The sequence below is a fragment of the Giesbergeria sinuosa genome, assembly GCF_042652905.1.
In the GTDB taxonomy this organism is placed as follows: Bacteria; Pseudomonadota; Gammaproteobacteria; order Burkholderiales; family Burkholderiaceae_C; genus Simplicispira; species Simplicispira sinuosa.
The window spans coordinates 457,266-480,797 of the sequence record NZ_JBHSHJ010000001.1 but is presented as its reverse complement, the minus strand read 5'-3'; the positions used below and the strand labels follow the sequence as shown (position 1 = coordinate 480,797).

Annotated in this window: 16 protein-coding genes; 9 read left to right on the top strand and 7 right to left on the bottom strand. The window is 56.4% G+C overall.

Going from position 1 to position 23,532, the window contains the following annotated elements; translation table 11 throughout:
- Nucleotides 1-20: 20 nt before the first annotated feature.
- Together ACFO6X_RS02140 and ACFO6X_RS02135 are read right to left on the bottom strand one after the other, a co-directional pair.
- Complete coding sequence (locus tag ACFO6X_RS02140; RefSeq protein WP_382429581.1) at nucleotides 21-6,911, bottom strand: DUF4347 domain-containing protein; 6,891 nt, start codon at nucleotides 6,909-6,911, stop codon at nucleotides 21-23.
- Nucleotides 6,912-7,234: 323 nt separating this feature from the next.
- On the bottom strand, nucleotides 7,235-7,966 hold the full coding sequence (locus ACFO6X_RS02135; protein WP_382429580.1) for a helix-turn-helix transcriptional regulator: 732 nt from the start codon (nucleotides 7,964-7,966) through the stop codon (nucleotides 7,235-7,237).
- A gap of 287 nt (nucleotides 7,967-8,253) precedes the next feature.
- Between ACFO6X_RS02135 and ACFO6X_RS02130 the strand changes: the two genes are divergently transcribed.
- Nucleotides 8,254-8,910: a helix-turn-helix transcriptional regulator gene (locus tag ACFO6X_RS02130; protein WP_382429578.1), complete on the top strand. Its 657-nt coding sequence runs from the start codon at nucleotides 8,254-8,256 to the stop codon at nucleotides 8,908-8,910.
- A gap of 8 nt (nucleotides 8,911-8,918) precedes the next feature.
- On the top strand, nucleotides 8,919-9,215 hold the full coding sequence (locus ACFO6X_RS02125) for a putative quinol monooxygenase (RefSeq protein WP_382429576.1): 297 nt from the start codon (nucleotides 8,919-8,921) through the stop codon (nucleotides 9,213-9,215).
- Nucleotides 9,216-9,306: 91 nt separating this feature from the next.
- On the opposite strand, the gene yihA is transcribed toward ACFO6X_RS02125, so the two are convergent.
- On the bottom strand, nucleotides 9,307-10,050 hold the full coding sequence (gene yihA, locus ACFO6X_RS02120; RefSeq protein WP_382429574.1) for a ribosome biogenesis GTP-binding protein YihA/YsxC: 744 nt from the start codon (nucleotides 10,048-10,050) through the stop codon (nucleotides 9,307-9,309).
- 74 nt (nucleotides 10,051-10,124) lie between these two features.
- Between yihA and ACFO6X_RS02115 the strand changes: the two genes are divergently transcribed.
- From ACFO6X_RS02115 to ACFO6X_RS02090, 6 genes are all read left to right on the top strand, one after another.
- The gene (locus ACFO6X_RS02115) at nucleotides 10,125-10,742 is read left to right on the top strand and encodes a c-type cytochrome (RefSeq protein ID WP_382429572.1); all 618 of its coding nucleotides are present in this window, start codon (nucleotides 10,125-10,127) and stop codon (nucleotides 10,740-10,742) included.
- Between the two features lie 142 nt (nucleotides 10,743-10,884).
- On the top strand, nucleotides 10,885-13,041 hold the full coding sequence (locus ACFO6X_RS02110; RefSeq protein WP_382429570.1) for a cytochrome c biogenesis protein ResB: 2,157 nt from the start codon (nucleotides 10,885-10,887) through the stop codon (nucleotides 13,039-13,041).
- The gene (gene ccsB / locus ACFO6X_RS02105) at nucleotides 13,038-14,390 is read left to right on the top strand and encodes a c-type cytochrome biogenesis protein CcsB (protein WP_382429568.1); all 1,353 of its coding nucleotides are present in this window, start codon (nucleotides 13,038-13,040) and stop codon (nucleotides 14,388-14,390) included. Before ACFO6X_RS02110 ends, ccsB begins: the two co-directional genes overlap by 4 nt.
- 15 nt (nucleotides 14,391-14,405) lie before the next feature.
- Nucleotides 14,406-16,316: a sensor domain-containing diguanylate cyclase gene (locus tag ACFO6X_RS02100; protein ID WP_382429566.1), complete on the top strand. Its 1,911-nt coding sequence runs from the start codon at nucleotides 14,406-14,408 to the stop codon at nucleotides 16,314-16,316.
- On the top strand, nucleotides 16,285-17,280 hold the full coding sequence (gene msrP, locus ACFO6X_RS02095; protein WP_382429564.1) for a protein-methionine-sulfoxide reductase catalytic subunit MsrP: 996 nt from the start codon (nucleotides 16,285-16,287) through the stop codon (nucleotides 17,278-17,280). The genes ACFO6X_RS02100 and msrP overlap by 32 nt, the downstream gene beginning before the upstream one ends.
- Nucleotides 17,271-17,897 (top strand): protein-methionine-sulfoxide reductase heme-binding subunit MsrQ, encoded by a 627-nt coding sequence (locus tag ACFO6X_RS02090; protein WP_382429562.1) that lies wholly within the window; start codon nucleotides 17,271-17,273, stop codon nucleotides 17,895-17,897. Before msrP ends, ACFO6X_RS02090 begins: the two co-directional genes overlap by 10 nt.
- 51 nt (nucleotides 17,898-17,948) lie before the next feature.
- On the opposite strand, the gene ACFO6X_RS02085 is transcribed toward ACFO6X_RS02090, so the two are convergent.
- Genes ACFO6X_RS02085 through ACFO6X_RS02070 form a run of 4 tightly spaced genes read right to left on the bottom strand, consistent with a single transcriptional unit; the run spans nucleotide 17,949 to nucleotide 21,484 of the window.
- The gene (locus ACFO6X_RS02085; RefSeq protein WP_382429560.1) at nucleotides 17,949-19,244 is read right to left on the bottom strand and encodes a tryptophan--tRNA ligase; all 1,296 of its coding nucleotides are present in this window, start codon (nucleotides 19,242-19,244) and stop codon (nucleotides 17,949-17,951) included.
- Nucleotides 19,245-19,280: 36 nt separating this feature from the next.
- On the bottom strand, nucleotides 19,281-19,952 hold the full coding sequence (locus tag ACFO6X_RS02080) for a site-2 protease family protein (RefSeq protein WP_382429558.1): 672 nt from the start codon (nucleotides 19,950-19,952) through the stop codon (nucleotides 19,281-19,283).
- A gap of 20 nt (nucleotides 19,953-19,972) precedes the next feature.
- Nucleotides 19,973-20,608, bottom strand: coding sequence for an L-threonylcarbamoyladenylate synthase (locus tag ACFO6X_RS02075; protein WP_382429556.1), 636 nt, complete (start codon nucleotides 20,606-20,608; stop codon nucleotides 19,973-19,975).
- Between the two features lie 12 nt (nucleotides 20,609-20,620).
- On the bottom strand, nucleotides 20,621-21,484 hold the full coding sequence (locus tag ACFO6X_RS02070) for a 3',5'-nucleoside bisphosphate phosphatase (RefSeq protein WP_382429554.1): 864 nt from the start codon (nucleotides 21,482-21,484) through the stop codon (nucleotides 20,621-20,623).
- A gap of 229 nt (nucleotides 21,485-21,713) precedes the next feature.
- Between ACFO6X_RS02070 and ACFO6X_RS02065 the strand changes: the two genes are divergently transcribed.
- Complete coding sequence (locus ACFO6X_RS02065; RefSeq protein WP_382429552.1) at nucleotides 21,714-23,498, top strand: methyl-accepting chemotaxis protein; 1,785 nt, start codon at nucleotides 21,714-21,716, stop codon at nucleotides 23,496-23,498.
- Nucleotides 23,499-23,532: the final 34 nt, after the last annotated feature.

Below are 23,532 nucleotides of genomic sequence, written 5' to 3'. Positions count from 1 at the left end.
CAACAATGCCCAACTGCCTGCTAGAGCCACTCTTGGTTCCAGACCAATCGGCTCAGAGCGGTTTGCCCCAGAGGCTGCACATAATCCACCAACTCCACATAAACATTGTTAGCGGGTTGGGGTTGGCCTATTGGCACCTCATAGACCGTAGAACCAAGCATCAACAGTTCTAGGTTGCGCACAGTGTCCACAGCGCCGCTGGCTTTGTGCCGAATCAGTGCATCACTCCCCTCGGCATCAAGACGGGGTGCCAGGGCGATTTCATAGTCTGACGGCTGCCCTAGGTAAACAGCCATATCTGTGCCCGCACCGCCGTCGAGCACATCGCTGCTGCTGCCTCCGACCAAAATATCATTGCCCGCTCCGCCCAACAAGGTGTTACTGCCTGCATCCATCGACCAACCAGTTTCACTCAGTGACTGATCGATCAGTGAAAGATTGCCTTGGCTGTCGGTCAATGCACTGGCATGGCGACTGTGGCGTGCCAAAGCCAACCAAATGGCCGACCAGCTGCCGCCAGCGTTGAGGTAGTCCACCCCCAAAGTGGTTAACGCAGCGGTGGCGCTGCCTGCGCCCCACACTTGGTTGATCACGCCAGCCACTTGCTGTGGCAAAGAGTCATCGCCTACCAAAGCCGTTGGAACGGGTTGGGTTCGTACCCAATAGGCATGGGCCATCTCACCCAGTTGTTCACTGCTGTAGGCACCCGGCACCACCCAACCCATTTCGGTCAATGTGGGCAAGCGCCCGCTCAGTGCATGTACCAGCAGCGTGGTGTCTTTGGCCCGTTGATAGTCGCCATAGACCCAAGCAAAGCGATCATCGGTGACCAATCCACCGGCATGTCCATTGCTCCAGTTGTCGGTCACACGCAAACCTGTGTTGTCGGCCAGCTCCGTGCTGCGTGGGGTGAAAGACGCTTGCAAACGCCTCTCTGGGGTGATGTCAAAACGCCAATGTCCGGCATCACTGGCACCGCCCTGGAGCAGATCATTGCCATCGCCACCTTGCAAGGTGTCATTGCCAATGCCGCCCACGATCCAGTCGTCACCACCATCGCCAAAAAGTTGATCGTCTCCCCCCTTGGAGCCAATAGTGTCGTCCCCATCACCACCACGCAACACATCGTCATCGGGCCCCAAGACCAAGAATTGGGCACTGCCATCACCAATCACAAAGTTGCGCCCACTACCACCAAGGGCCGTGGTGGGGCCAATGACAATGGCAAACTCCACCAAGCTCAGGTCTAACATGGTGCCGGGAGGCAATTGGCGACAGTCAATCACCAAGGCTTCGCCGCGTTGGGGATTGGCACTGTCATCCTCGCCGGTGCCAGTGGTGCCGCGAATCACAATCGGTTGTTCGGGGGGGGCGCTGCTGTTGGATGTCAGTGTAATGGTGCGCACTGTGATCTGATCTTGGTCAATGACGCCGGGCACGTACTGGTCAATGCCTTGGTCAAGCACCTGTTGGAAGTTGGCGGGCAAATCAATACGAGGCTCGCTGGCCAAGATGAGTTTCTCGCGCAGGGTCAGTCTGCTGCCTTCGGTGTGCTCTGCGGTCAGACCAATACCGACAGGCAAACTCACCTGTAGCAGGGTATCGCCTGCAACGCTACTGACCAACGGAATATCCGCCAAAGCACCGTTAGGGGTATTGGGGTCTTCAGGACGATCGTCTGTAACTGCTGCAACGGTTTGGGTAGTGGTAGTGAGGGTTTGGCCTGAACTGTCGGTTTGGGCAGTGGTGCCGGTTTGTACCGTAGTGCCATCAATGGTCGTGGTACCCGGTGCCGGTGCTGGCGCTGGCGCTGGCGCTGGCGCAGGTGCAGGTGTCGGTGCTGGGGCCGGGGTTTCAGATCCACCACCACCTCCGGCACTGATGCCCGACACGGTGATGCCATTGTCGGTGGTATCGGCCACAGTGACTTCTGCATCCGCCCCACTGGCCCAATCCTCAGCTCCCACTAAGTTGTAGGTGATGCTACCGGTGCTACTGGTACCATTTTTGTTGAGACGGCTGGTCAGGGCTGCCTGATCGGCAGCATTGAGGGTGATGCTAAAACCAGTGCCATTGGTGATCTCAACGCTGTCGGAGGTCAGGGTGTAGGCCGTGCCATCGCCGGTGATGGACAGCTTGCTGACATCAATGTCATTGGTACCGCCACTGCGTTTGACCAATCCAGTGCCCGTAACGGCCAACACGCCCGTGCTGGCGTTGTAGGTAGCATTGGTCAGGGTAGGGACAGCGACATTGCTGACGGTAATGGCATTACCTGTCAGGTCTGCATTGCCCGTGCCGTGCCAATCAGCAGCAGCGGCTAGATTGAAGGCGGTGCCACTGGTTGAACCTGTCCCCGCTTTGTTCAAAATTTGGTTCAGGGCTGCTTTGTCTGTGGCATTGAGAGTGATGGAGATGCTGGTGGCGCTGCTGGCGGTGACGGCTCCGGTCTCGGTCAGGGTATAGGTGCTACCGCCCTCGCCAGTGAGGGTGAGTTTGGTTTCATCGACGGCATTGCCGCTAGTGAGGTGGGTGCCAGTGATAATAAGCACACCCGTACTGGCATTGTAGGTAGCACTGGTGATGGTGGGGATACGCGCTGCCAAGCGAATGAACTCCCCATCGAGCACAAAGTCTTCGGGGGCAAAAGTGCCCGTGAGTTTGAGCTCTACTTCCGGTGCATCGTCTAGGCCATCAGCATCAATGTAGAGCGTAGTCACGCCACTGGCTTCGGTTACTTGTACAGAGTTCGCAGCAACTGATGTGCCTGTGCCCGTGGTCACAAGCCCACCTGTGGAGGCCCGTCCCACCACTTGGATGGCATCACCGGTGCTGAAATCGGTGATGGTGTCTATATCGTTGCCGCTGCCTGCGTACTGGAACACGTCGTTGCCTGTGTCTCCGGTCAGGTTATCTGCACCTGCCCCACCTTTGATGGTGTCATTACCTGCACCGCCGTTGAGGGTGTCGGCACCCGCGTCTCCGTCCAACAGGTCTGCACCACTGCCTGTGGTCACGGTGTCATTCCCTGCACCTGCATAGACGCGACTTACCGCAGCGCCCGTGTCTGTGAAGCTGTCATTGCCCCCAAACAAGCTGTACTCAAGGAAGCCTCGACTATTGCTCACCGTGGCATTGCTGTTCAGGGTGATGGTCAGTGGGTTCTCAGCCAGTTTGTCGACAGAGGGGTCGACATCGTCTTGACTGTCGTAAATGGGTAGATAGGTGCTGGCAAAATTGTTGTTGGATATAACGTGCGCGGCGTCGTAGGTGCTCAACGGGCCAAATGGGGCCTCCACAAGGAGGCCTTGGTACACGTTAGTGAACACGTTGTCATGCACATTGACTGGCGTCACCTGTTCATACAGCACCACCCCGGTAGTACCTCCTGAACTGGTGACCGCGCTGACGGTACTGAATGTGTTGTGGCCCAGTTCAACCGTGCCTGCTTGCCTCACAATGATGGCACTGGCCGAGTACACAGGGTCATTCGAACCAATGCCCGTCAGCGTGTTGCGCAACACGGTTGCATTCGTTCCCACCCTGCCGCCTGAAGAGCCGATCTGCATCGCGTTCTGATTTGATAAACCCAACTCACCCACTGCGGTGATGCTGTTGTCGGTGATGTTTACCGTCAGGCCAGGCCCCCACGCCAATATGCCCGTCTTTTGAAACGTATGGATGCTTGCATTTGTAATGCTCACATCCACATTGTTGCCGCTGCTACCCTCAGCCAGGATGCCGTGGTTGTTGCTGTAGCCTGAATACGCTCCAGTTGTTCCATTTACCGGCGCTGCAACTCCTTTGATGGTGACCTGGTCAATGGATGCGTTAGTGTTGTAAACACCGATACCCAGCAGGTTATGACCAGACGTATCAACCGCCTGGAAACGCCCGTCAATGGTGAGGTTGTGAACGGTGATGTTGGTTGAATCTGGCGTGGTCGTCCGCAGGTCGAGGATGGGGTAACGCGTTTGTCCATGAATGGTGCTTTGGCCCGATGGAGCGGCCGCAATCACAGCAGTGTCTGGTGCAGCCAGCGTCACGTTTGCAGCATTTCCGCTGGCCGACTCAATCGTGACACCACCCGTGGCAGCACGGAACAAACCGTAATACGTGCCATCCAGAATTTTGATGGTGTCACCACTGACAGCCTTCTCGAGCGCCTCGTACAGGGTGAATCCATCGGCTGCATCACCTTGGTTGTCGGCACTGGCCACGGCCGTACTGGCCGAATCGCTGCTGTCCACATAAATCGTGGTACTGCTCACCGTCACGTCCGAGTTGGTCGTGCTGGTGCCATCACTCAAGGCCATACGGATGATGGCATCGCCGTAGGGTCGGGTGTTGCTGTAGCCGATATGGCGCACCACGTCTTGCACCAAACTGCTGCTGGCGTTGGCATTGAAACTGATATCGAGCGAGCCCGTAGAGCTGGTGTAAGTCCACGAAGCAAATGCGGCTCCTCCCGAGGTCAAAGTGCCATTGCTGTTAGTGCCTTGGGCCATTGGGCCACCCGTGGCGGTGAAGGTGGCTCCTGAGGTAAAGCTAAACACATCATGGGCGCAGCCATCGGCCACGCCACCGGCTTTGACACGATGCACGCTCAAAGTGCTGTTGTTCCAATTGCTGGCATCCAATTCAGCATCACTGACCACGGCAGTGGCGCTTACCAGACCATTAGTGGCATTGGCCAACGTGATGGTGTTGCCTGTGCCTGCTGTACCAGAACCGTTTAAATCGAGAACGGGGCTGGCATTTTCATCGTCGTTGATGGTGCCCGTAGCTGTGGCCGTACCAATGGTGGCATTGGTTGCGTTGGATAACGTAACGGTGAATGTTTCATTGCCCTCCTGTGTGGTATCGCCCAGCACCGGCACGGTGAAGGTCTTGCTGGTATCGCCGGGATTAAAGGTCAGGGTGCCACTGCTGGCGGTGTAATCTGTCACTGCCGTGGCACTGGCGTTGTCACTGGTGGCGTAGTCCACCGTCACGGTCTTGCCCGAGGCTGCGCCCAATGTGACCGTAAAAGTCATGTTGCTGCTGCCGCTGTGGCCTTCCGTCAGGCTAGCATTGGCGACGGAGACCGAGGGGGCTGCATCGTCGTCGGTAATGGTGACGGTGGCCTCCTGTGTACCACTCTCGGTGGCACTACCGCCCCCAGATACCCCGGTGATTTCTATGATTGCAGTTTCATCCGTTTCATCCAGCGTGTCCTGAACAGCGGTAAGTGTTGCAGTACCCGTCGTTTGGCCGGCAGCGATGGTGATGGTCGTCGATGACAAGGTGAAATCATCGGTCAGTGTGGCGGTACTGGTATTTTTGCGACCGATAGTCACCGTGGTGTCGGTACTAGCGGCGGCACTCAGTGTCGCCGTGATCGTGCGGGTACCGACCGCTTCAGCAACACTGGCGCTATCGACTGATAGCGTGACAGTGGGGGCTACGGTGGTGACGTTGTAAGTGCTGTCGTCCGTGATAGCGGCAAGCGGATTCGGCGTGCCAGCGGTGTCCACAATCGAGCCGGCAGAGAATTGCATGCTGTAAGCGGTACCTGCCTTCAGGTTGCCGTTGGGATTGAGGGTGAGTTTGTCATTGCTGATGGTCAACGTGCTGCCAGCGCTGCCGGTGACTGTGCCGCTGGAAACGGTGGACACGTCAAAGGTCTCTGCCGCGCTGTTGGTGGTGACATTGCGCAACGTGATCGTACCGGCTGCTCCAAATGCGATGTTTTCGCTGAAGTCGATGACGAGGTTGTCGCCTATCGCAACGTTGGTGGCGTTGTCGGCGGGGGTGGAGTTAGAGCCGTCTAAGGTTGGAGGAACGATGTCGGATGCGGGAGCATTATCGTAGTCAACTAGGAAATTAAATAAACTCGTTCCATCGTCATATTGAAAATTATCAACATGGGTTAGAACCAGTTTGTCAACAGAAACACCACCTCCAAGAAATGAATATGTTTCTGCTCCATTCATCAATCCATCTTCGGCAAAATTTTTGCTATCTGTATAGACTTGATTCCCGTCTTTATAGCCAACAATCGAAATTTCTGCTGAGCCAATGCCGGTAATTACCTGAAACGACTTTATTGTGAAGTCTTTTCCGTCTGTCGCATATACAACAAACTGCTCGCCAGCCCCCGTTCCTTGGTTGTTATTCGCAGTTCCGAACAAGAGCTCGGCATCATTTACGCCAGATGCACCACTACCAAATTGACCCGTATTAAGTCGGGCAGGCGTGGCAGTCGACCCACCGCTACCATCTCCCATACTCCAGTTCCATGTATATCCGGCCAGTGTTTTTGCGCTTGCAGCAGCGATGTAACCTGGAACAATTGCAAGTACGCCATTGAAAAACAAAGGACTGACAAGCGATGCATCCAGGTCGCCAGTAACACGCTCCAACACCCAATCCCCCCCCAGCCCTGCAGCCCCAGTCAAATCGTCCGAAGCAGCTACATCCGCACTACTAGCCTGCGCCAGTTTCCCCACGAAGTCCAGCCCCACTTGCCCCTGGGCCACATTGCAGCCGTAGACCAGCCAGTCACCTTCGGCGGTCAAGGCCCTGCCGATCTGGGCTAGCGTGTCACCATACTGGCCAAGGTTGGTGCCAGTTAGCATCAGCGCACCCAAATTGATAGCTCCGCTGCTGCCGTGGCCAAGCAGGTGAATGGCATCCACGCTACTAGGTGCTTTCTGTGCCAGCCAGTCGGCCATTTGTGCCAAGCCATCACCTAAGCTGTCCAGTACCACCACTTCTACGCCGGGGCGCACACCTCTGGCCAGGGTTTGCCAGTCGGCAACGTTGTCCAGCACAAAAGTAATTTCGTGACGACCGTTGTTGTTCTCTGGTGTCGCAGCGGTGAATAAGGTGGCAGCATGGATTTCTGTAGCGTAGTGGGCGTTGGACATGAAAGAATCCTCAGATAGATAGGGTGGTGGGTAGAGCTATCAGGTGCTTGGTAAAGGAGGGGGTGGGGTATGGCTGTTTGGCTGCTTTGGAATTGATGCCGCTGCAGCAGTGCGCCGTATCGCTATTTCTGTCAACACATCACGCGCATGGAGATACGTAGCCAATGCGATAAAGTCGGCCAAACTCTGTTTTTGGCTTTGGGCTGCTTGTTGCAGCAATTCGTAATCCAATGGGTGCATATGCCACTGCTCTTTTGCCGCCGCACTACCGTGCTGAGGCAAGAGCAGTTCAATCACCGTGGGTGGCGAAGGTGATGGCACACTCACAGCGCAATCACTTTCAAGGCGAAGGCTTGGGCAATCATCTGGGCTCGGTTGTCGGCCCCCAGTTTTTGCCGTGCATTGCCCAAATGGAACAAAACCGTGCGCGGGGTGATGCCCAACTGCTGGGCAATTTGGTTATCACGCAAGCCCTGTGCTGCCAAACGAAGACAAGTGCGCTCTCGCTCGGTGATGCCGTGCTGTGGTGGGGTACAGGCTTGCAAATGCCATAACCTGCTGGCGGCTTGATGCACAAAAGTGGCCAACAGTTGCCCATGTGGCATGGCTGCCAAAATGCGGGGCAAAGCCTGTTCGATATTTTGGTTACAGGCGTAGCTGAAATGGGCCAACCCTACATGGGCCGAAGACACCGGAAACACGGCACCAGAACGCAGGCCATATTGGCGGGCAAATCGGTACATCGCTTTGGCCCGTGCCCCTTCAAAGGTATGTCGCCCCCAAGCGATGGGATAGGGATGCTGCTGGATATGCAGTGCTGTAGGGTCATATTGATGGCAGTGCTGTGTTTGGTAACGCTGCACCAAAGCGGGTGCATGACTGCTCAACACGCAAATGTCTGGAAGCGCCTTGGGTTTGGAGCGGTGTTTGATACTGCAGTACAAGAATCCGCCAAAACCCAGCCTTGCCACGATGGCTTGTGCCTGCTGCTGAAGTGCGTCAAGGTGCTCCGCAGCCAAGAGGGCTTCGTACTGGCTGTAGGGGACATCGTGCATCTTGTTTGAAAAGTGGTAGGCCTTTTTCTTGATTTTTCGAAAAAACAGAGGCATTCGTAACTGTCGAAATCTACAGGTCGAGCAGCAATATCCAAGCCACATCTATGGTTAATTCAAAACAATCTGAGGCGAAGTAAAATTTCAATGTAGCAAGATGCTTGAGATTTCACAACTACGGATTTCCGTGGGATAACCTTCTTTTTAAAATGGTTTGATTTTTTACTTCTATGCATTTAACTCAATCCATCCAAGACATTTATGCCTCAATTCACCAAGAATTCTCGCAAGTGATTGATTGGGAAAATGCATTTAGCGCGGCTTGTGCATCAGCAGAAAAACTGGGGTTTTCTTACATGATCCATGCTCCTGTGAGGAGTCATCCAGATGCCAGTTCTAACTGGACAGCCACCACGTACCCTACCGAGTGGCAGAAAATATATGCAGAAAAAAAATACCTACAACGTAATCCTGTGAGGACTAAAACGCTGTCCAGCCATCGCCCCTTTACCTGGGGCGCCCTAGAGGCCTCATTGCCTAAAGAGCAACGAGAGCTGTTTCATGATTGTCGGGCTACCGGTATGTGTGATGGTGTCGTGGTACCAGTGCATGGCCCCAATGGCATGGCGATGGCGGTTGGATTTGCCTCAGCGTATGCAGAGGCCATCCATCAGGAGGTGCTACCCGTATTGAGTTTGATTGCCCATCGTCTTTACCATGCACAAGATATACCAACGCCGCAAAACTCCATTCACCTCACCTTACGAGAGGTGCAACTGATGGTTTTTCTGGCGGATGGCATGGACAACTTCAATATTGCCAACGCCTTGTGCATTTCCGAAAACTCGGTGGAATGGCACCTCAAAAATATTTACAAGAAATTGGATGTCAAAAACAGGACCGCAGCGGTCGTAAAATCATTAAAACTGGGCCTCATCCAATTTTGATCGACATAATGACAATATCCAAAATTGCCTATATTTACGCCAATCCAGAATCAATACAACCCCTCCAGCAAGCACTACTTGATCTGGAAGCTGCCACTTTATTAGAACCCGGCTGTATTTTCTTTTCTTTTTACCAGTCTTTATCTGATAAAAAGAATTTTGTGCTCATAGAATGCTTTGCCGATCAGCAGGCATTAGAGCAACACATGCAACTGCCCCATACAGTTCATTTTTTTGGCTTGAATTTGGTGCAAAGCATTGTGGTCTCTGAGATGGCTCAGAACAACCTGCCCAAGACACCCTGAAGCACACCGAACAGCCAGCCTCCAAGTGGCACTTGCGGTCGGAGCGATAGGGTCGGTGCAGCCGAGCAAATCCCGCTTGCTTGTGCCGCTCTCAGTCCAGTGCAGGTGGCTCGTCTTCAAGGACATCGCTCTGCGCGTCAGCACTTTGCGCGGCTAAGTCCTGCACAGCCGGATGCGCCCAGTGCCACAGGCGCAATGCAGCCTCTTCCACGCCCTGCTTTTTCAGGGCCGAAAACATTTGCACTTCACCACCGCCTGTTTGCAAACGGGCAATCGACAACGCCTTAGCCTGCTCGGCGCGGGTGAGCTTGTCTGCCTTGGTCAATAGCACCAAAAATCTCAGCCCGTCTTGCACCCGTGGGCGCACCACCTCCAGCAGCGCCTCATCCAGTTCTGTCAGGCCCAAACGCGGGTCGCACAGCAACACAATGCCGGTCAGGCTGGGGCGTTCAATCAAATAGTTGACCATCACCTGTTGCCAGCGCATCTTGTCTGAGCGCGACACCGCTGCATAACCATAGCCGGGCAAGTCGGCCAGCACCGCATCGGTGATGCCCTGACGCCCCAAGCTAAACAGGTTGATATGCTGGGTACGGCCCGGTTTTTTGGAGGCAAAAGCTAATTGCTTTTGCTGTGTCAAGGTATTGATACAGGTAGATTTGCCTGCATTGGAGCGGCCCACAAAGGCAATTTCTGGCACATCCACCACCGGCAGCTGGTTCAACTGGGCTGCCGTGGTCAAAAAGCGTGCTGTGTGCATCCAGCCAAGGGCGGTGCGGCCATCAGGTGCCGGCGAAGGGGTGCCAGCAACTGGCGCAGAAACAGAGGGGGTCATGAAATCAAATCCAGCGGTAAGAGCGGCATTGTAGAATCGGGAAGTTTTGCGCCACCACCAACAAGACCCTCGATATGAAGTTGCTCGCCTCCTTGCTCACGGCTGCCGCGCTGGCAGCTCCTGCGTTCCCGGCTTTCTCTGCCGGCCCGGCCAAGCCTGATCTGGCCAAAGGCGAGGCCAGCTATGCCGCTGTCTGTGCTGCCTGCCACGCCGCCGATGGCAATTCCACGATTGCAGCCAATCCCAAACTGGCACAGCAGCACCCCGAATATTTGGTTAAACAGTTGCACGAGTTCAAGTCTGGCAAACGTGCCAATGCCATCATGTCTGGCATGGTAGCGGCCCTGACTGAAGATGATATGCGCAACATTGCCGCTTGGGTTGCCACCAAGCCAGCTGCCCCTGCCTTTGCCAAGGACAAAGCACTGGTAACGCTGGGTGAGCGCATCTACCGCGGCGGCATCGCCGACCGCAACATTGCGGCCTGCGCAGGTTGCCACAGCCCCAACGGTGCTGGCATCCCTTCCCAATACCCACGCTTGGCGGGTCAACATGCCGATTACACGGCCGCCCAGTTGGTACAGTTCCGTGACGGTGTGCGTACCAACAGCGCCCAAATGACTGGCGTAGCCGCCAAGCTCAACGACCGCGAAATCAAGGCCGTAGCCGACTACATTGCTGGCCTGCGCTGAAACCCAGAGCCGTGCCGTGCCACCACCCCGGTACAGTTTGTACCGCTGGCGCGGAACCAAACGCCACTGACAGACCCCAAGACGGGCGGGCCATCCTTTAGATGGCCCGCCCTCTTCATTTTTGCCCCGTATCATTTCGTTCATGTCTGATTCTTCACCCGGCGTCCGCTCCCGTGCTGGTGCACAAGCCTTGCGTGCCAGCATGGAACTGCTGGCATCCATGCGCTTTGCCATTGCTTTGCTGACGGTCATTTGCATCGCCTCGGTGATTGGCACCGTACTCAAGCAGCATGAGCCTGTAGGAAATTACGTCAACCAGTTTGGGCCGTTTTGGGCTGACTTGTTTCTAGCCATCAAACTCAATGCCGTCTATAGCGCGTGGTGGTTTTTGCTGATTCTGGCGTTTCTGGTGTTGAGCACTTCGCTGTGCATTGCGCGCAGCACGCCCAAGATCTTGGCAGACCTCAAAACCTACAAAGAAAACATCCGCGAAAAAAATCTGGCGGCTTTTCACCACAAGGCACAAGCCACGCTGGAAGGTGACACCGCTGGCCAAGCCCAACGCATAGGCCACATGCTCGCTGGTGGGGGCTGGAAGGTCAAACTGCAACAGCGAGACACCGCTGCAGGCCCAGGCACCGGCTGGATGGTCGCTGCCAAAGCTGGGGCAGCCAACAAATTTGGCTACATTGCTGCGCACAGCGCCATTGTTTTGGTGTGCATTGGTGGCTTGCTCGACGGTGATCTGGTAGTACGGGCACAAATGTGGTGGGGGGGCAAGCAGCCCTATAACGGCGGGGGATTGATTTCTGCCGTGCCCGAACAGCACCGTTTAAGCGAGCGCAACCCCACCTTCCGAGGTAATTTATTGGTGGCTGAGGGCACACAGGCCGACACCGCCATCCTCAACCAGTCTGATGGCATCTTGCTACAAGAGCTGCCCTTTGCCATTGAACTCAAAAAATTCATTGTTGAGCATTACTCCACGGGCATGCCCAAACTGTTTGCCAGTGAGATCATCATCCACGACAAAGCCAGCGGAGCGCAAACCCCTGCCCGTATCGAAGTCAACCACCCCGCCAGCTACCAAGGCATTGAGATTTACCAGTCCAGCTTTGACGATGGTGGCTCCTCTGTAACGCTGCAAGCCCTGCCACTAACCCCAGGAGCCCCCTCTTTTGAGGTACAGGGCACGATTGGCGGCAGTTCACAACTGGTCAAGACCAGCGGAGGCGACCCCCTCACACTGGAATTCACTGCGCTGCGCGTCTTCAACATCGAGAACTTTGGTAACGATGCCACGACCTCTGGGGCCGATGTGCGCAAGGTCGATCTGCGTGAATCGCTAGATGCCCGCTTAGGGGCTGCCAACAAAACCGTGACACGCAAAGAGCTGCGCAATGTGGGCCCCAGCATTGGCTATAAGTTGCGTGATGCAGCGGGCCAAGCACGCGAGTTTCACAACTACATGCTGCCCGTACAGATGGAAGAAGGGGGCACCCCCATGTTCCTGCTGGGTGTGCGTGAAACGCCCTCTGCCCCCTTGCGTTACCTGCGCCTGCCCGCCGATGAGCAAGGCAGCATGGAGGGATTTATTCGCCTGCGTGCTGCCCTAAACGATCCCGCTCTGCGCGAACAGGCCGTACGCCGCTATGCCACACAAGCCGTAGATGCCTCGCGCGCCGATGTCATAGAACAGTTGCGCCAATCAGCGGCACGGGCGCTGGGCTTGTTTGCTGGGGCTGAGAGTACCGGCAAACCGGGCGAACCAATCGGAGGGCTGCCTGCACTGTCCCAATTTATTGAGGCCAATGTGCCTGAAGCTGAGCGCAGCAAAGCGGGTGAAGTACTCATTCGCATTTTGAACGGCACCCTGTTTGAACTGGCCCAACTGGCCCGTGAGCGTGCGGGGCTGGCCCCCTTGCAACCCAGTGAGCAAACCCAAGGCTTTATGACACAGGCCGTGTTGGCCCTGAGCGATGTGCAGATTTACCCTGCACCACTGGTGTTCCAACTCAAAGACTTCAAGCAGGTGCAAGCCAGCGTGTTCCAGGTGGCACGGGCACCGGGGAAAAACATCGTGTATTTGGGCTGCACCTTGCTGATTCTGGGTGTGTTTGCCATGCTCTATGTGCGTGAGCGACGCGTCTGGATCTGGTTGACTCCCGCTGAAGACACCGGCGCAACCCAGGCCACGATGGCCCTGTCCACCAACCGCAAGACGATGGATGCAGACCGCGAATTTGCTCAACTGACGGAAAAACTCATCGGGGTACGCCCCGCAGGAGCCACGCAATGAATACGGCTACGGCTAGCACCACAACCAACACGACATTGACCCTGAATGCGAGCTTTGCCTCGCGTCGCAACGCTTTTGACTGGATTTTTGCCGCCTTAGTGCTCTGTGGTGGCCTGTTTGCCTTGCAACGCTATGCCGCCTACATGGATGGCTACGAAAAGGGCATTTTGCTCGGCAGCATTCCCGCCACTATCTGGCTGGGGTGGTTCTGGCGGCCCATGCGAATGCTCATGCTGGCGGCAGCCGGTTGCTCGCTGCTGGCTATCAGCTTGTACCAAGACGGCGATGCAGGCAGCTTGGCACGAGCCGAGACAGTGTTCTGGCTCAAATACTTTTTGTCCAGCCAGTCGGCCATCTTATGGATGAGCATGTTGTTCTTCATGAGCACCCTCTTTTACTGGATCAGCATGTTTGCCCGCGGTGAAGGCAGCACGATGTCGTTGATCGGATCGCGTCTGGCTTGGGTAGCAGTGGCAATGGCACTCATTGGCACCTTGGTGCGGTGGTACGAAAGCTATTTGGTGGGTGCCGATGTGGGCCACATTCCTGTCAGCAACCTGTACGAAGTGTTCGTGATGTTCTGCTGGATGACAGCCACTTTTTACCTCTACTACGAAGAGCAATACAACACACGGGCTTTAGGTGCCTTTGTCATGCTGGTAGTCAGTGCTGCCGTGGGCTTTTTGCTTTGGTATTCGGTCGTACGTGAAGCGCATCAAATCCAACCCTTGGTGCCTGCACTGAAAAGTTGGTGGATGAAGCTGCATGTACCAGCCAACTTTATTGGTTATGGCACTTTTGCCTTGTCGGCCATGGTGGCCTTTGCCTACCTGATCAAACAATCGGCAGGAGAAACACGCTGGTACAAGCTGGCCCCACTGTGGTTGCTAGGGGTCGTGTTGTGCTTTGAACCTGTGGTGTTCCGGCCCACCGCCGGTCAAAATGGCAGCAGCTATTGGATGGTGTATTTTGGTGTGTCGGCACTGATTGTGGCCGCCATCTTGCTGGGCCGCCAACGCATTGCGGCCAAGTTGCCTGCGCTAGAACTGCTGGACGATGTGATGTACAAAGCCATTGCCGTAGGCTTTGCCTTTTTCACCATTGCTACGGTGCTGGGTGCCTTGTGGGCTGCCGAGGCTTGGGGGGGCTATTGGAGTTGGGACCCCAAAGAAACTTGGGCACTGATCGTTTGGCTCAACTATGCAGCATGGCTGCACATGCGCCTCATGAAAGGTTTGCGCGGCACCATATCGGCTTGGTGGGCGCTGGTGGGGTTGGCTGTGACCACCTTTGCCTTTTTGGGTGTGAACATGTTCTTGTCGGGGTTGCACAGCTACGGCACGCTGTAAAACCGGCCCACGCCCATGACAAGGCGCTGCCTGCTGCTGATTCTGCTGTTGCTGGGTTGCAGCCAAGAATGGGTGTTGGCCATAGAAATTCAATCCGACGCCAGCAAAACCCCACTGGTATCTGGCATTGAAGCACTGGAAGACCGTACAGGCCAGCTCACCATAGAAACCGTGCGCCAACTGGCACAAACCGGCCAGTTTGTGCCAGTCGATAGTGCAAAGGGTGATCTCAACTTCGGCTTTACTACCTCAGCTTACTGGCTGCGCATTCCACTGCACCGACGGATGGATGCGCCAACACGATGGCTGCTGGAAGTGCCCTATGGGCAAATCAATACCCTGCAATGGTACCCACCCACAGGAAGCGCACTGAGCACGGGCAACGATTTGCCTTTATCCAGTCGTCCGGTGTTTCATCGGCATTTTGCGTTTCCGCTCGAACTCGATACCGCAGAACAGTTTTTTTATTTGCGGGCGCGTTCTGACTATGCACTGACCTTGCCACTGGTGCTGTGGAGCACAGAAGCCTTTGCCCGCCATGAGCAGTGGGAACTGATATGGCAGTCCCTCTACTATGGTGCCTTGTTGTCGCTGCTGTTGTACAACTTCTTGTTGTACTGCTCCCTGCGGGATCGGCGCTTCGTCTTATACACCCTCTACACCTTGTTTTTTGGCTTAGGGATGTTGGCCGGCAATGGCTATGGCCGATTGTTTTTTTGGACAGACGCCCCCGCCTTTGACGCTGTTTCGCAAAGCACTATTTTGTGTTTGGCCGCAATGTTTGGTGCCCATTTCACACGGGTGTTTTTACACACCAGCCAGCGCGCCCCCCGTTTAGATCGATGGTTGCAAGGCCATGCCACTGCATTTTTACTATTGGCCAGTGGTTTCTTGGCCTCATTGCATGTGGCAGTGCCGATCATGCTACTCAACCAATGGGTGCTGTTCAATGCTTTGGGCATGGGTGTGGCCATTGCCGTTGCGGGCTGGAGGGTACAGCGTTCCGGTGAGCACAACATCCGTTTTTTTCTGTTGGCTTGGGGGGTGCTGTGGCTAGGGGTATTGGTGGCAAGCTTACGGGCTTTTGGTGGGTTGCCCAGCAATGTATTCACCTCTTATGCCTTGCAAATCGCCTCGGCGGTAGAGATGTTGCTGTTGTCTTTGGCACTGGCCGACATCATCCATGCCGAGCGCCGCAGCCGCGAGCAATCACAACAACAGGCTTTACAAGCCCAACAGCAAATGCTGGCGGTCTTGCGCCACTCCGAAGAAAACCTAGAGCGTGCAGTGCGTGAGCGCACTGCCGAATTGGAGCACGCCAATGCCCAGTTGCAAGTATTGGGCACCACCGACAGCCTAACGGGCTTGGCCAACCGGCGCCACTTTGACCAAGCGTTGAGCAGTGCATGGGCGCGTGCAGGGAGCACCGGCCAACCTATCGCTCTGATCATGCTGGACGTAGACCACTTTAAGCAGTACAACGACCATTACGGCCATGTGGCAGGCGACCATTGCCTACAACGGGTTGGGCAGGTGTTGGCCGATGATGCACAACTGCCTGATGAGCTGGTGGCACGCTATGGAGGCGAAGAGTTTGCCGTGATCATCCGGGGCCAAGAAGCCTCCCAAGCCTGCGCCTTGGCCGACCGATTGCGCCGTGACATAGAGAGCTTGGCGATGCCCCATGCCTGCACCTCGCTAGGCGTAGTCACGATCAGTGTGGGAGTGGCCTCATGGGTGCCAGTCGTACCCAACGATGGGCCTGCTATGCTGATCCGCATGGCAGACGAGGCGCTGTACCGTGCCAAACAATCGGGGCGTAACTGTGTCAGGTGCGCCCACGGCACCACAACCCCTGTGCTTTCTGACGCCTCAGCCTTCTCAGGAGTGCCCGATGTTGATCCACACCCACCACCACGGCTTTGACCATCGCAACACCAGCGAAATAACCCCACGCGCCCAATACGAAGGTCGCCGTCAATGGTTACAGCAGCTGGCATCTGGGGTGGCAGGCATCACACTGGCAACCTGGGCAGGGCGTGATGGTTTGGCGCAAGGGCAACGCCCTGGCAAACTGGCACCGTTGGCTGCACCACCTTCTGTGGTACCAGGGGCAACGACGCCAGAGCAACCCACTGCGTACCAAGATGCGAGCAGCTACAACAACTTCTATGAATTTGGCACCGACAAGGCCGACCCGGCCCGCCATGCACACACCCTGAAAACCCGGCCTTGGACGGTGATGGTGGAGGGACTGGTGCAGAAACCGGGCCGCTACGGCATAGAAGAATTGCTCAAACTGGGGGCGCTAGAAGAGCGCATCTACCGTTTGCGCTGCGTTGAAGGCTGGTCTATGGTGATCCCGTGGGTAGGCTACTCACTGGCTACGCTATTGCACCGCGTGCAACCGCTGGGCAGTGCCAAGTATGTGGAGTTTGTCACCCTCGCTGACAAAGCCACGATGCCCATGGTGAACTCTCGCATCCTAGACTGGCCCTATACCGAGGGCTTGCGCTTGGACGAGGCCATGCACCCACTCACCCTGCTGGCCTTTGGCATGTATGGCGAGGTACTGCCCAACCAAAATGGTGCCCCTGTGCGCTTGGTAGTGCCGTGGAAATATGGCTTCAAAAGTGCCAAAAGCATCGTCACTATCCGCCTCACAGAACAGGTGCCCGCCACAGCTTGGAATAAGGCGGCTCGCCATGAATATGGCTTTTATTCCAACGTCAACCCCGAAGTGCCACACCCGCGCTGGAGCCAAGCCACCGAACGGCGCATTGGTGAAGGCGGTTTGTTTGCCAAAAAGCGCAAAACCTTGTTGTTCAATGGCTATGAAGCCCAAGTAGGCCAGTTGTATACCGGCATGGATCTAAAAAAGTGGTACTAAGCCGCCCTTCGCGCTCTTGGTTACTGCACCCACTGGTCAAGCCACTGCTGTGGGGGCTGTTGCTGGCCCCCCTGTGCTGGCTGGTCTATGGCACAACCACCAACACCTTGGGTGCCAACCCTGCGGAGGCACTGATTCGTGCGTTAGGCGACTGGACGCTGCGCCTGTTATGTCTGGCGCTAGCCATCACGCCACTGCGGGTGTTGACCCGAACGCCGGCACTGGCCCGATTCCGGCGCTTGGTAGGTTTGTTCGTGTTTTTTTACGCTGTGCTGCACGCTTTGGCCTATGCCGTGTTCGACATGGGACTAGAAGCCGCAGATATTGCTGATGATGTACGGACACGCCCCTTCATTTTGGTGGGGGTGCTGGCGTGGGTGCTGCTGGCCCTGTTGGCTGCCACCTCCTTCCAGCAGGCCATCCGTTGGCTGGGGGCGGGCCGCTGGCAGATGCTGCACCGGGCCGTGTATGCCGTGGCAGGGCTATCTATCTTGCATTTTTTTTGGATGCGCTCAGGCAAGAACAATTTTGCCGAAGTGATTCTTTACGGCAGTGTGCTGCTTATTTTGCTGGGATGGCGCGGTTGGCACTACTGGCAGCAACGGCGGCGGCTGTAAAGCAGCACCCGCCCGGTGTCATTACCGGGCGATTGCCCTTGGGCTGCGGGATTAGTCGTCAGCGCGCAAGGCTTGCAATGCTGCGGCCACGTCTTGGGCGGTAACTTCTGCCACCACAGCCAGTTGCCCAGCCAAATCGGCCAGTGCGGCTTCGCCCTGTTGTTGCAAGCGGGCAATGGCTTGGCCTGCCTCTTTGGGCGCAATAAAGCCCGTGCTTTGCAACAGCAGACGACCATCAGCAGCCAACAGCTTGAAATAGAACTGCCCATCTGCCTCACGGTATTGTTTGAAGGCGGGTTTGGCCACTTTGGCGGTCTTGGTTGGTGCGGCTTGCGCAACCTGTACCAGACTGCGCAAGCCTACGGCATGGCGCAGTTCTTGGATAAACGGTGTAGCCAGCGCACGGGCACGCTCGGCCCCGGCCAGCAAAGTACGTTCAATGCGCGCTGGGTCGGCCATCAGGGACTCATACTCAGCACGCATGGGGGCAATCACTTGATCCACACGCTCCAACAGCAACTGCTTGGCTTCACCCCAAGCAATGCCATCGGCATAAGCTTGGCGCAGGGCGAGGGTTTCTGGTTCGGTAGCAAAGGCTTGGTAAATCTGGAACAGCGCCGAGCCTTCGACCTCTTTGGGTTCACCGGGCAAACGCGAATCGGTGAGCAAACCACCGATGAGCTTTTGCAATTGCGCCCGTGACGAAAACAGCGGAATCGTATTGTCGTAACTTTTGCTCATCTTGCGACCATCCAGACCTGGCAGGGTCGCCACGTTGTCATCCACCACGGCTTCGGGCAACACAAAATGCTCACCATACAGATGGTTGAAGCTGCTGGCCATATCACGGGCCATCTCGATATGCTGGATCTGATCGCGCCCCACGGGAACCTTATGGGCCTTGAACATCAAAATATCAGCCCCCATCAGCACGGGGTACATGAACAAACCCGCCGTCACGCCCTCATCGGCATCGCGGCCTGCGGCAAGGTTTTTGTCTTGCGACGCCTTATAGGCATGGGCACGGTTCAATAACCCCTTACCCGTTACGCAACTGAGCAGCCAATTGAGTTCGGGGATTTCAGGGATGTCAGACTGGCGGTAAAACGTCACTTGCTCAGGGTTAAGACCGGCTGCCAGCCAACTGGCCGCAATCTCCAAGGTCGACCGCTGGATACGCAACGGATCTTCGCATTTGATCAGGGCGTGGTAATCGGCCAAGAAATAAAAGCTCTCGACACCAGGAGTGTGGCTGGCCGCCACGGCAGGGCGGATGGAACCCACAAAATTACCCAAATGGGGAGTACCGGTGGTGGTGATGCCGGTCAGAAAGCGCGTGGTGCTCATGGAACAGAAATCGGTAAAAACAAGAAAAAGAAAAACTCAACGCAGCAGCAAGGCCAGAGGGGTGAGTAGCAGTTGGATCAGGCTGTAACCCACGGCCATCAGCGGGCGCAGCCACACGGCCCCCACAATACCCGCCAACACCAAGCCCATCACAATAAAAAAGCCCCAAGGCTCGACACGCGACAACCATTGCGCTTGCTTCCAAGGCAGCAAGCCCACCAAGATGCGCCCTCCGTCCAGCGGCGGCAGCGGAAACAGATTGAACGCCCACATGACCAGATTGGTCAAGATACCGGCCCGTGCCATTTCACGAAAAAATCGCTCTTCTATACCCATACCAATCAGCAACAGCAGCAGTGCAGCCCAAAGCACGGCTTGAACAAAATTGGAGGCTGGCCCCGCCAAGGCCACCCAGATCATGTCGCGCTTGGGGTTGCGCAGGCGGCCAAACTGCACGGGCACCGGCTTGGCATAGCCAAACAAAAAAGCCCCCGAAGTAGCAAAGTACAACAACAATGGCATCAAGATGGTGCCCATTGGGTCGATGTGCTTGAGCGGATTGAGTGTGATGCGCCCCAGCATAGCCGCTGTAGGATCGCCAAAATGGCGTGCTGCATAGCCATGAGCCGCCTCATGCACAGTGATGGCAAACAACACCGGCAAGGCATAGATCAGAACGGTCTGGATCAGTTGGGAAAAATCGTCCACGAGGGTAGGCTCTCTGGTGCTTAAAGGCCGATGGCCGACAGGCTGCCACGCCCTTGGCGCAGTACCACAGGGTCATCGCCACTGGCCATCGGTGTGAGGTCTATCACCGTGGTGGGTTCAAATGGACAACCTCCAGCATCAATCACAGCATCAATCTGGTGCTCGTAGCGGGCACGGATGTCGTGGGCATCGTTGAGCGGCTCGGTCTCGCCCGGTGCGATCAAGGTGGTGGCTAAAAGTGGCGCACCGTGCAGATCAATCAGCATTTGCAAGCCCTTGCGCTCGGGCACGCGCAAACCAATCGTTTTGCGCGACGGGTGGCTGACACGCCGGGGCACCTCCTTGGTGGCCTCCAAAATAAAGGTGTAGGGGCCAGGTGTGGCCAGCTTGAGCAGCCGGTATTGCTTGTTGTCTACCAGCGCATAGTTGGACAGGGCCGACAAGTCACTGCACAGCAACGTCAGGTGGTGCTTGTCATCGACTTGGCGAATGCGGCGCAGGCGATCGGCGGCCTGCTTGTCGTCCAAGTGGCAAACCAGCGCATAACTGGAATCGGTAGGCACAGCCAAAATGGCCCCCTTTTGCAGCAGTGCTGCGGCCTGCTTGAGCAAGCGCGGCTGGGGGTTGTCGGGGTGTACTTCAAAGAACTGGGCCATAGCATCAAACTTTCAGGCGGGTTGCTGGATACGGTGGCGAAGCAAGTCCCACACGGGCACCAGGTCTGGAGGCAAAGGAGGAAGTGTGCCCAGATCGGTGCTGGACTCGTCGGGCGCATGAAAGTCACTGCCGCGCGAGGCGGCCAGCCCGAACTCGCGCGCCATGTCGGCATAGGTAGCGTATTCATGCACGGCGTGGCTGCCCGTAACCACTTCTACCGCTTGGCCCCCATGCGCCTTAAATTCGGAGAACAAGGCAAACTCCTCGATAGGCGTGAGGCGGTAGCGGGCCGGGTGGGCAATCACAGCCACGCCACCGGCTTGGGTAATCCAACGCACCGCCTCGCCCAGCCCTGCCCAGCGGTGGGGTACAAAACCGGGCTTGCCTTCGGTGAGGTAGCGGCGAAACACCTCGCTGGTATCGTGGCAAATGCCACTATCGACCAAAAAACGGGCAAAGTGGGTGCGTGACACCAATGCCGGGTTGCCTACATAGCGCAAGGCTCCCTCATAGGCACCCGCAATACCCACTTGAGCCAACTGTTGCGCCATATCTTGGGCACGTTGATCACGACCAGCACGGGTATGGGCCAGCCCCTGTACCAAGGAGCGATTGTGGATATCAAAGCCCAATCCCACAATGTGTACTGTTTCTTGCGCAAAGGTGACAGAGATTTCGACACCACTGAGAAACGCGATGCCTTCAGAGAGGGCCGCTGTCTGCGCCTGTGGCAAGCCACCGATTTCATCATGATCGGTCAAGGCCCAAAGATCCACCCCCTGATGGCGGGCGCGCGCCGCCAGCGTTTCGGGGCGAAGGGTGCCATCCGACACCACAGAATGGCAATGCAAATCAGCGTTGAGGTAAGAGATCACCAAACGATTTTAGGGCTTTGCTTATAGCCAATGCTGCCATTCCGTCGAGTATCCACAGCCAAGGCTTCGTAAAATTGCTAGGTCAATATACAAAGGCGTATTGTTAGCTATAGGCTATGGGTGCGCAAACCGCTTTTTTTAATGGTGTTTCCGGCCCCCCAGAAACAAGTGCATGACTGCCATGCCACGTTCTGATGGTGGCCTATGTTTAGCAGAGGATGGATGAGCGATGAATTTAAACAATATCCGAGTAGCCCACAAATTGTGGGGCAGTATTTTGGGATTACTGCTGATCGTGCTGGCCGCAGCCATTTTTGTGCAGCAGCGCACCACCACAGCGATGGTGCAGGCGTTTGAAAATATTTCTCATTATCAAGCCTCGATCACTGACGCCACCCGTTGGTTAGGTCTGACCGAAGTGGTGATGGAACGCACGGTAGCGGCCATCAATGTGCCTTCTGCCGAGGCTTACAAGTTTTTGCACCAAAAAAGCGTGGCTGACTCGGCCAGAATCACCGAAATTCAAACCCGTGCTGGTGAACGCGCCCGCAGTGACGTGGAAAAGCAGGCACTGGAACAGGTAGCCAAAGCGCGCGCTCCTGCACGAGAATTGCTCAAGAAAGTGCCTGAGTTGAAAGAGGCCGGTGACTATGCAGCCACCTTTGCCTTTACCCAGCAAGAGTTTGTTCCGGTAGCCACAGCCCTGGCCAAGACGGTGCAAGATTATGTGAAGGTAGAGGAAGCAGAGCGTGACAAGGCCATGGCTGCCGCACACAGCGCCCGAGAAACAGCAGCCATGCTAGGGGCAGGTATTGCAGTGGTGGCGGTGCTGATTGGTTTGCTGCTGGCTGCTGCATTGGTGCGCTCTATCATGGAGCCTCTGCGCCAAGCGGTAGATGCTGCCAATGCCATCAGCCAAGGCAATTTGGCACAAAACCTGCACAGCGACCGCCAAGATGAGTTTGGCGAATTGCTCCATGCCTTCCAGCAGATGTCAGACCGTCTGCGGGGCTTGGTGGGTGAAGTGCGCAGTGGTGTGGAGTCGGTATCTGCCGCCTCTGGGCAAATTGCCACAGGCAACCACGACCTGTCGGCCCGCACCGAACAAACCGCTGCCAATCTGGAAGAAACTGCGGCCAGCATGGAGCAACTCACCGCTACCGTGACGCAGGCCGCCGACACAGCGCGCCAAGCCAACCAACTGGCCAGCACAGCGGCTCAGGCGGCTGAACGTGGTGGTGCTGTGGTGGAACAAGTCGTGAGCAGCATGCAGCAAATCACCGACAGCTCGCGCAAGATCGCAGACATCATCGGCGTGATCGATGGCATTGCATTCCAAACCAACATTCTGGCGCTCAATGCCGCCGTCGAAGCCGCCCGTGCGGGTGAACAGGGCCGAGGTTTTGCCGTAGTCGCCTCTGAGGTGCGCAGCTTGGCGGGGCGCAGTGCCGGAGCAGCCAAAGAGATTAAAGCCTTGATTGATACTTCGGTGGCCAATGTAGAGTCTGGCTCACAGCAGGTGGCCCAGGCTGGTCAGAGCATGGCCGAAATCGTCGAGGGCGTGCGCCGCGTCACCGATCTGATTGGCGAAATCACAGCGTCCTCCACCGAGCAACGTGACGGCATTGCCCAAGTCAATGTAGCCATCACCAACCTAGACCAGATGACACAGCAAAATGCTGCTTTGGTTGAGCAGTCTGCCGCTGCGGCCAGCGCCATGCGCGATCAGGCCCAGCGTTTGGCTGAAGTGGTGTCGGTGTTCAATGTGGGGGCCAGTGCAACCACGGTGGCACGGCCCGCACCGCCTGTGCGCACCGCCACGCCGCCAGTGCGTGCCCGCACTGCAGCCCCTGCCGTTGCGGCCCCGTCAGCCAAACCCCGGCCTGCGGTATCGGCCCGCAGCAGCACCCCAGCGCCAGCGCCTGTGCGTGCCCCAGCAGCACCAGCCCCCCGCTTGGTGGCAGCCCCTGCACCCAAGGCCGCTCGCAACGATGATGATTGGGAAAGTTTCTGACACCCAGACTCCCTGCACTGTCACACCCGTTTCA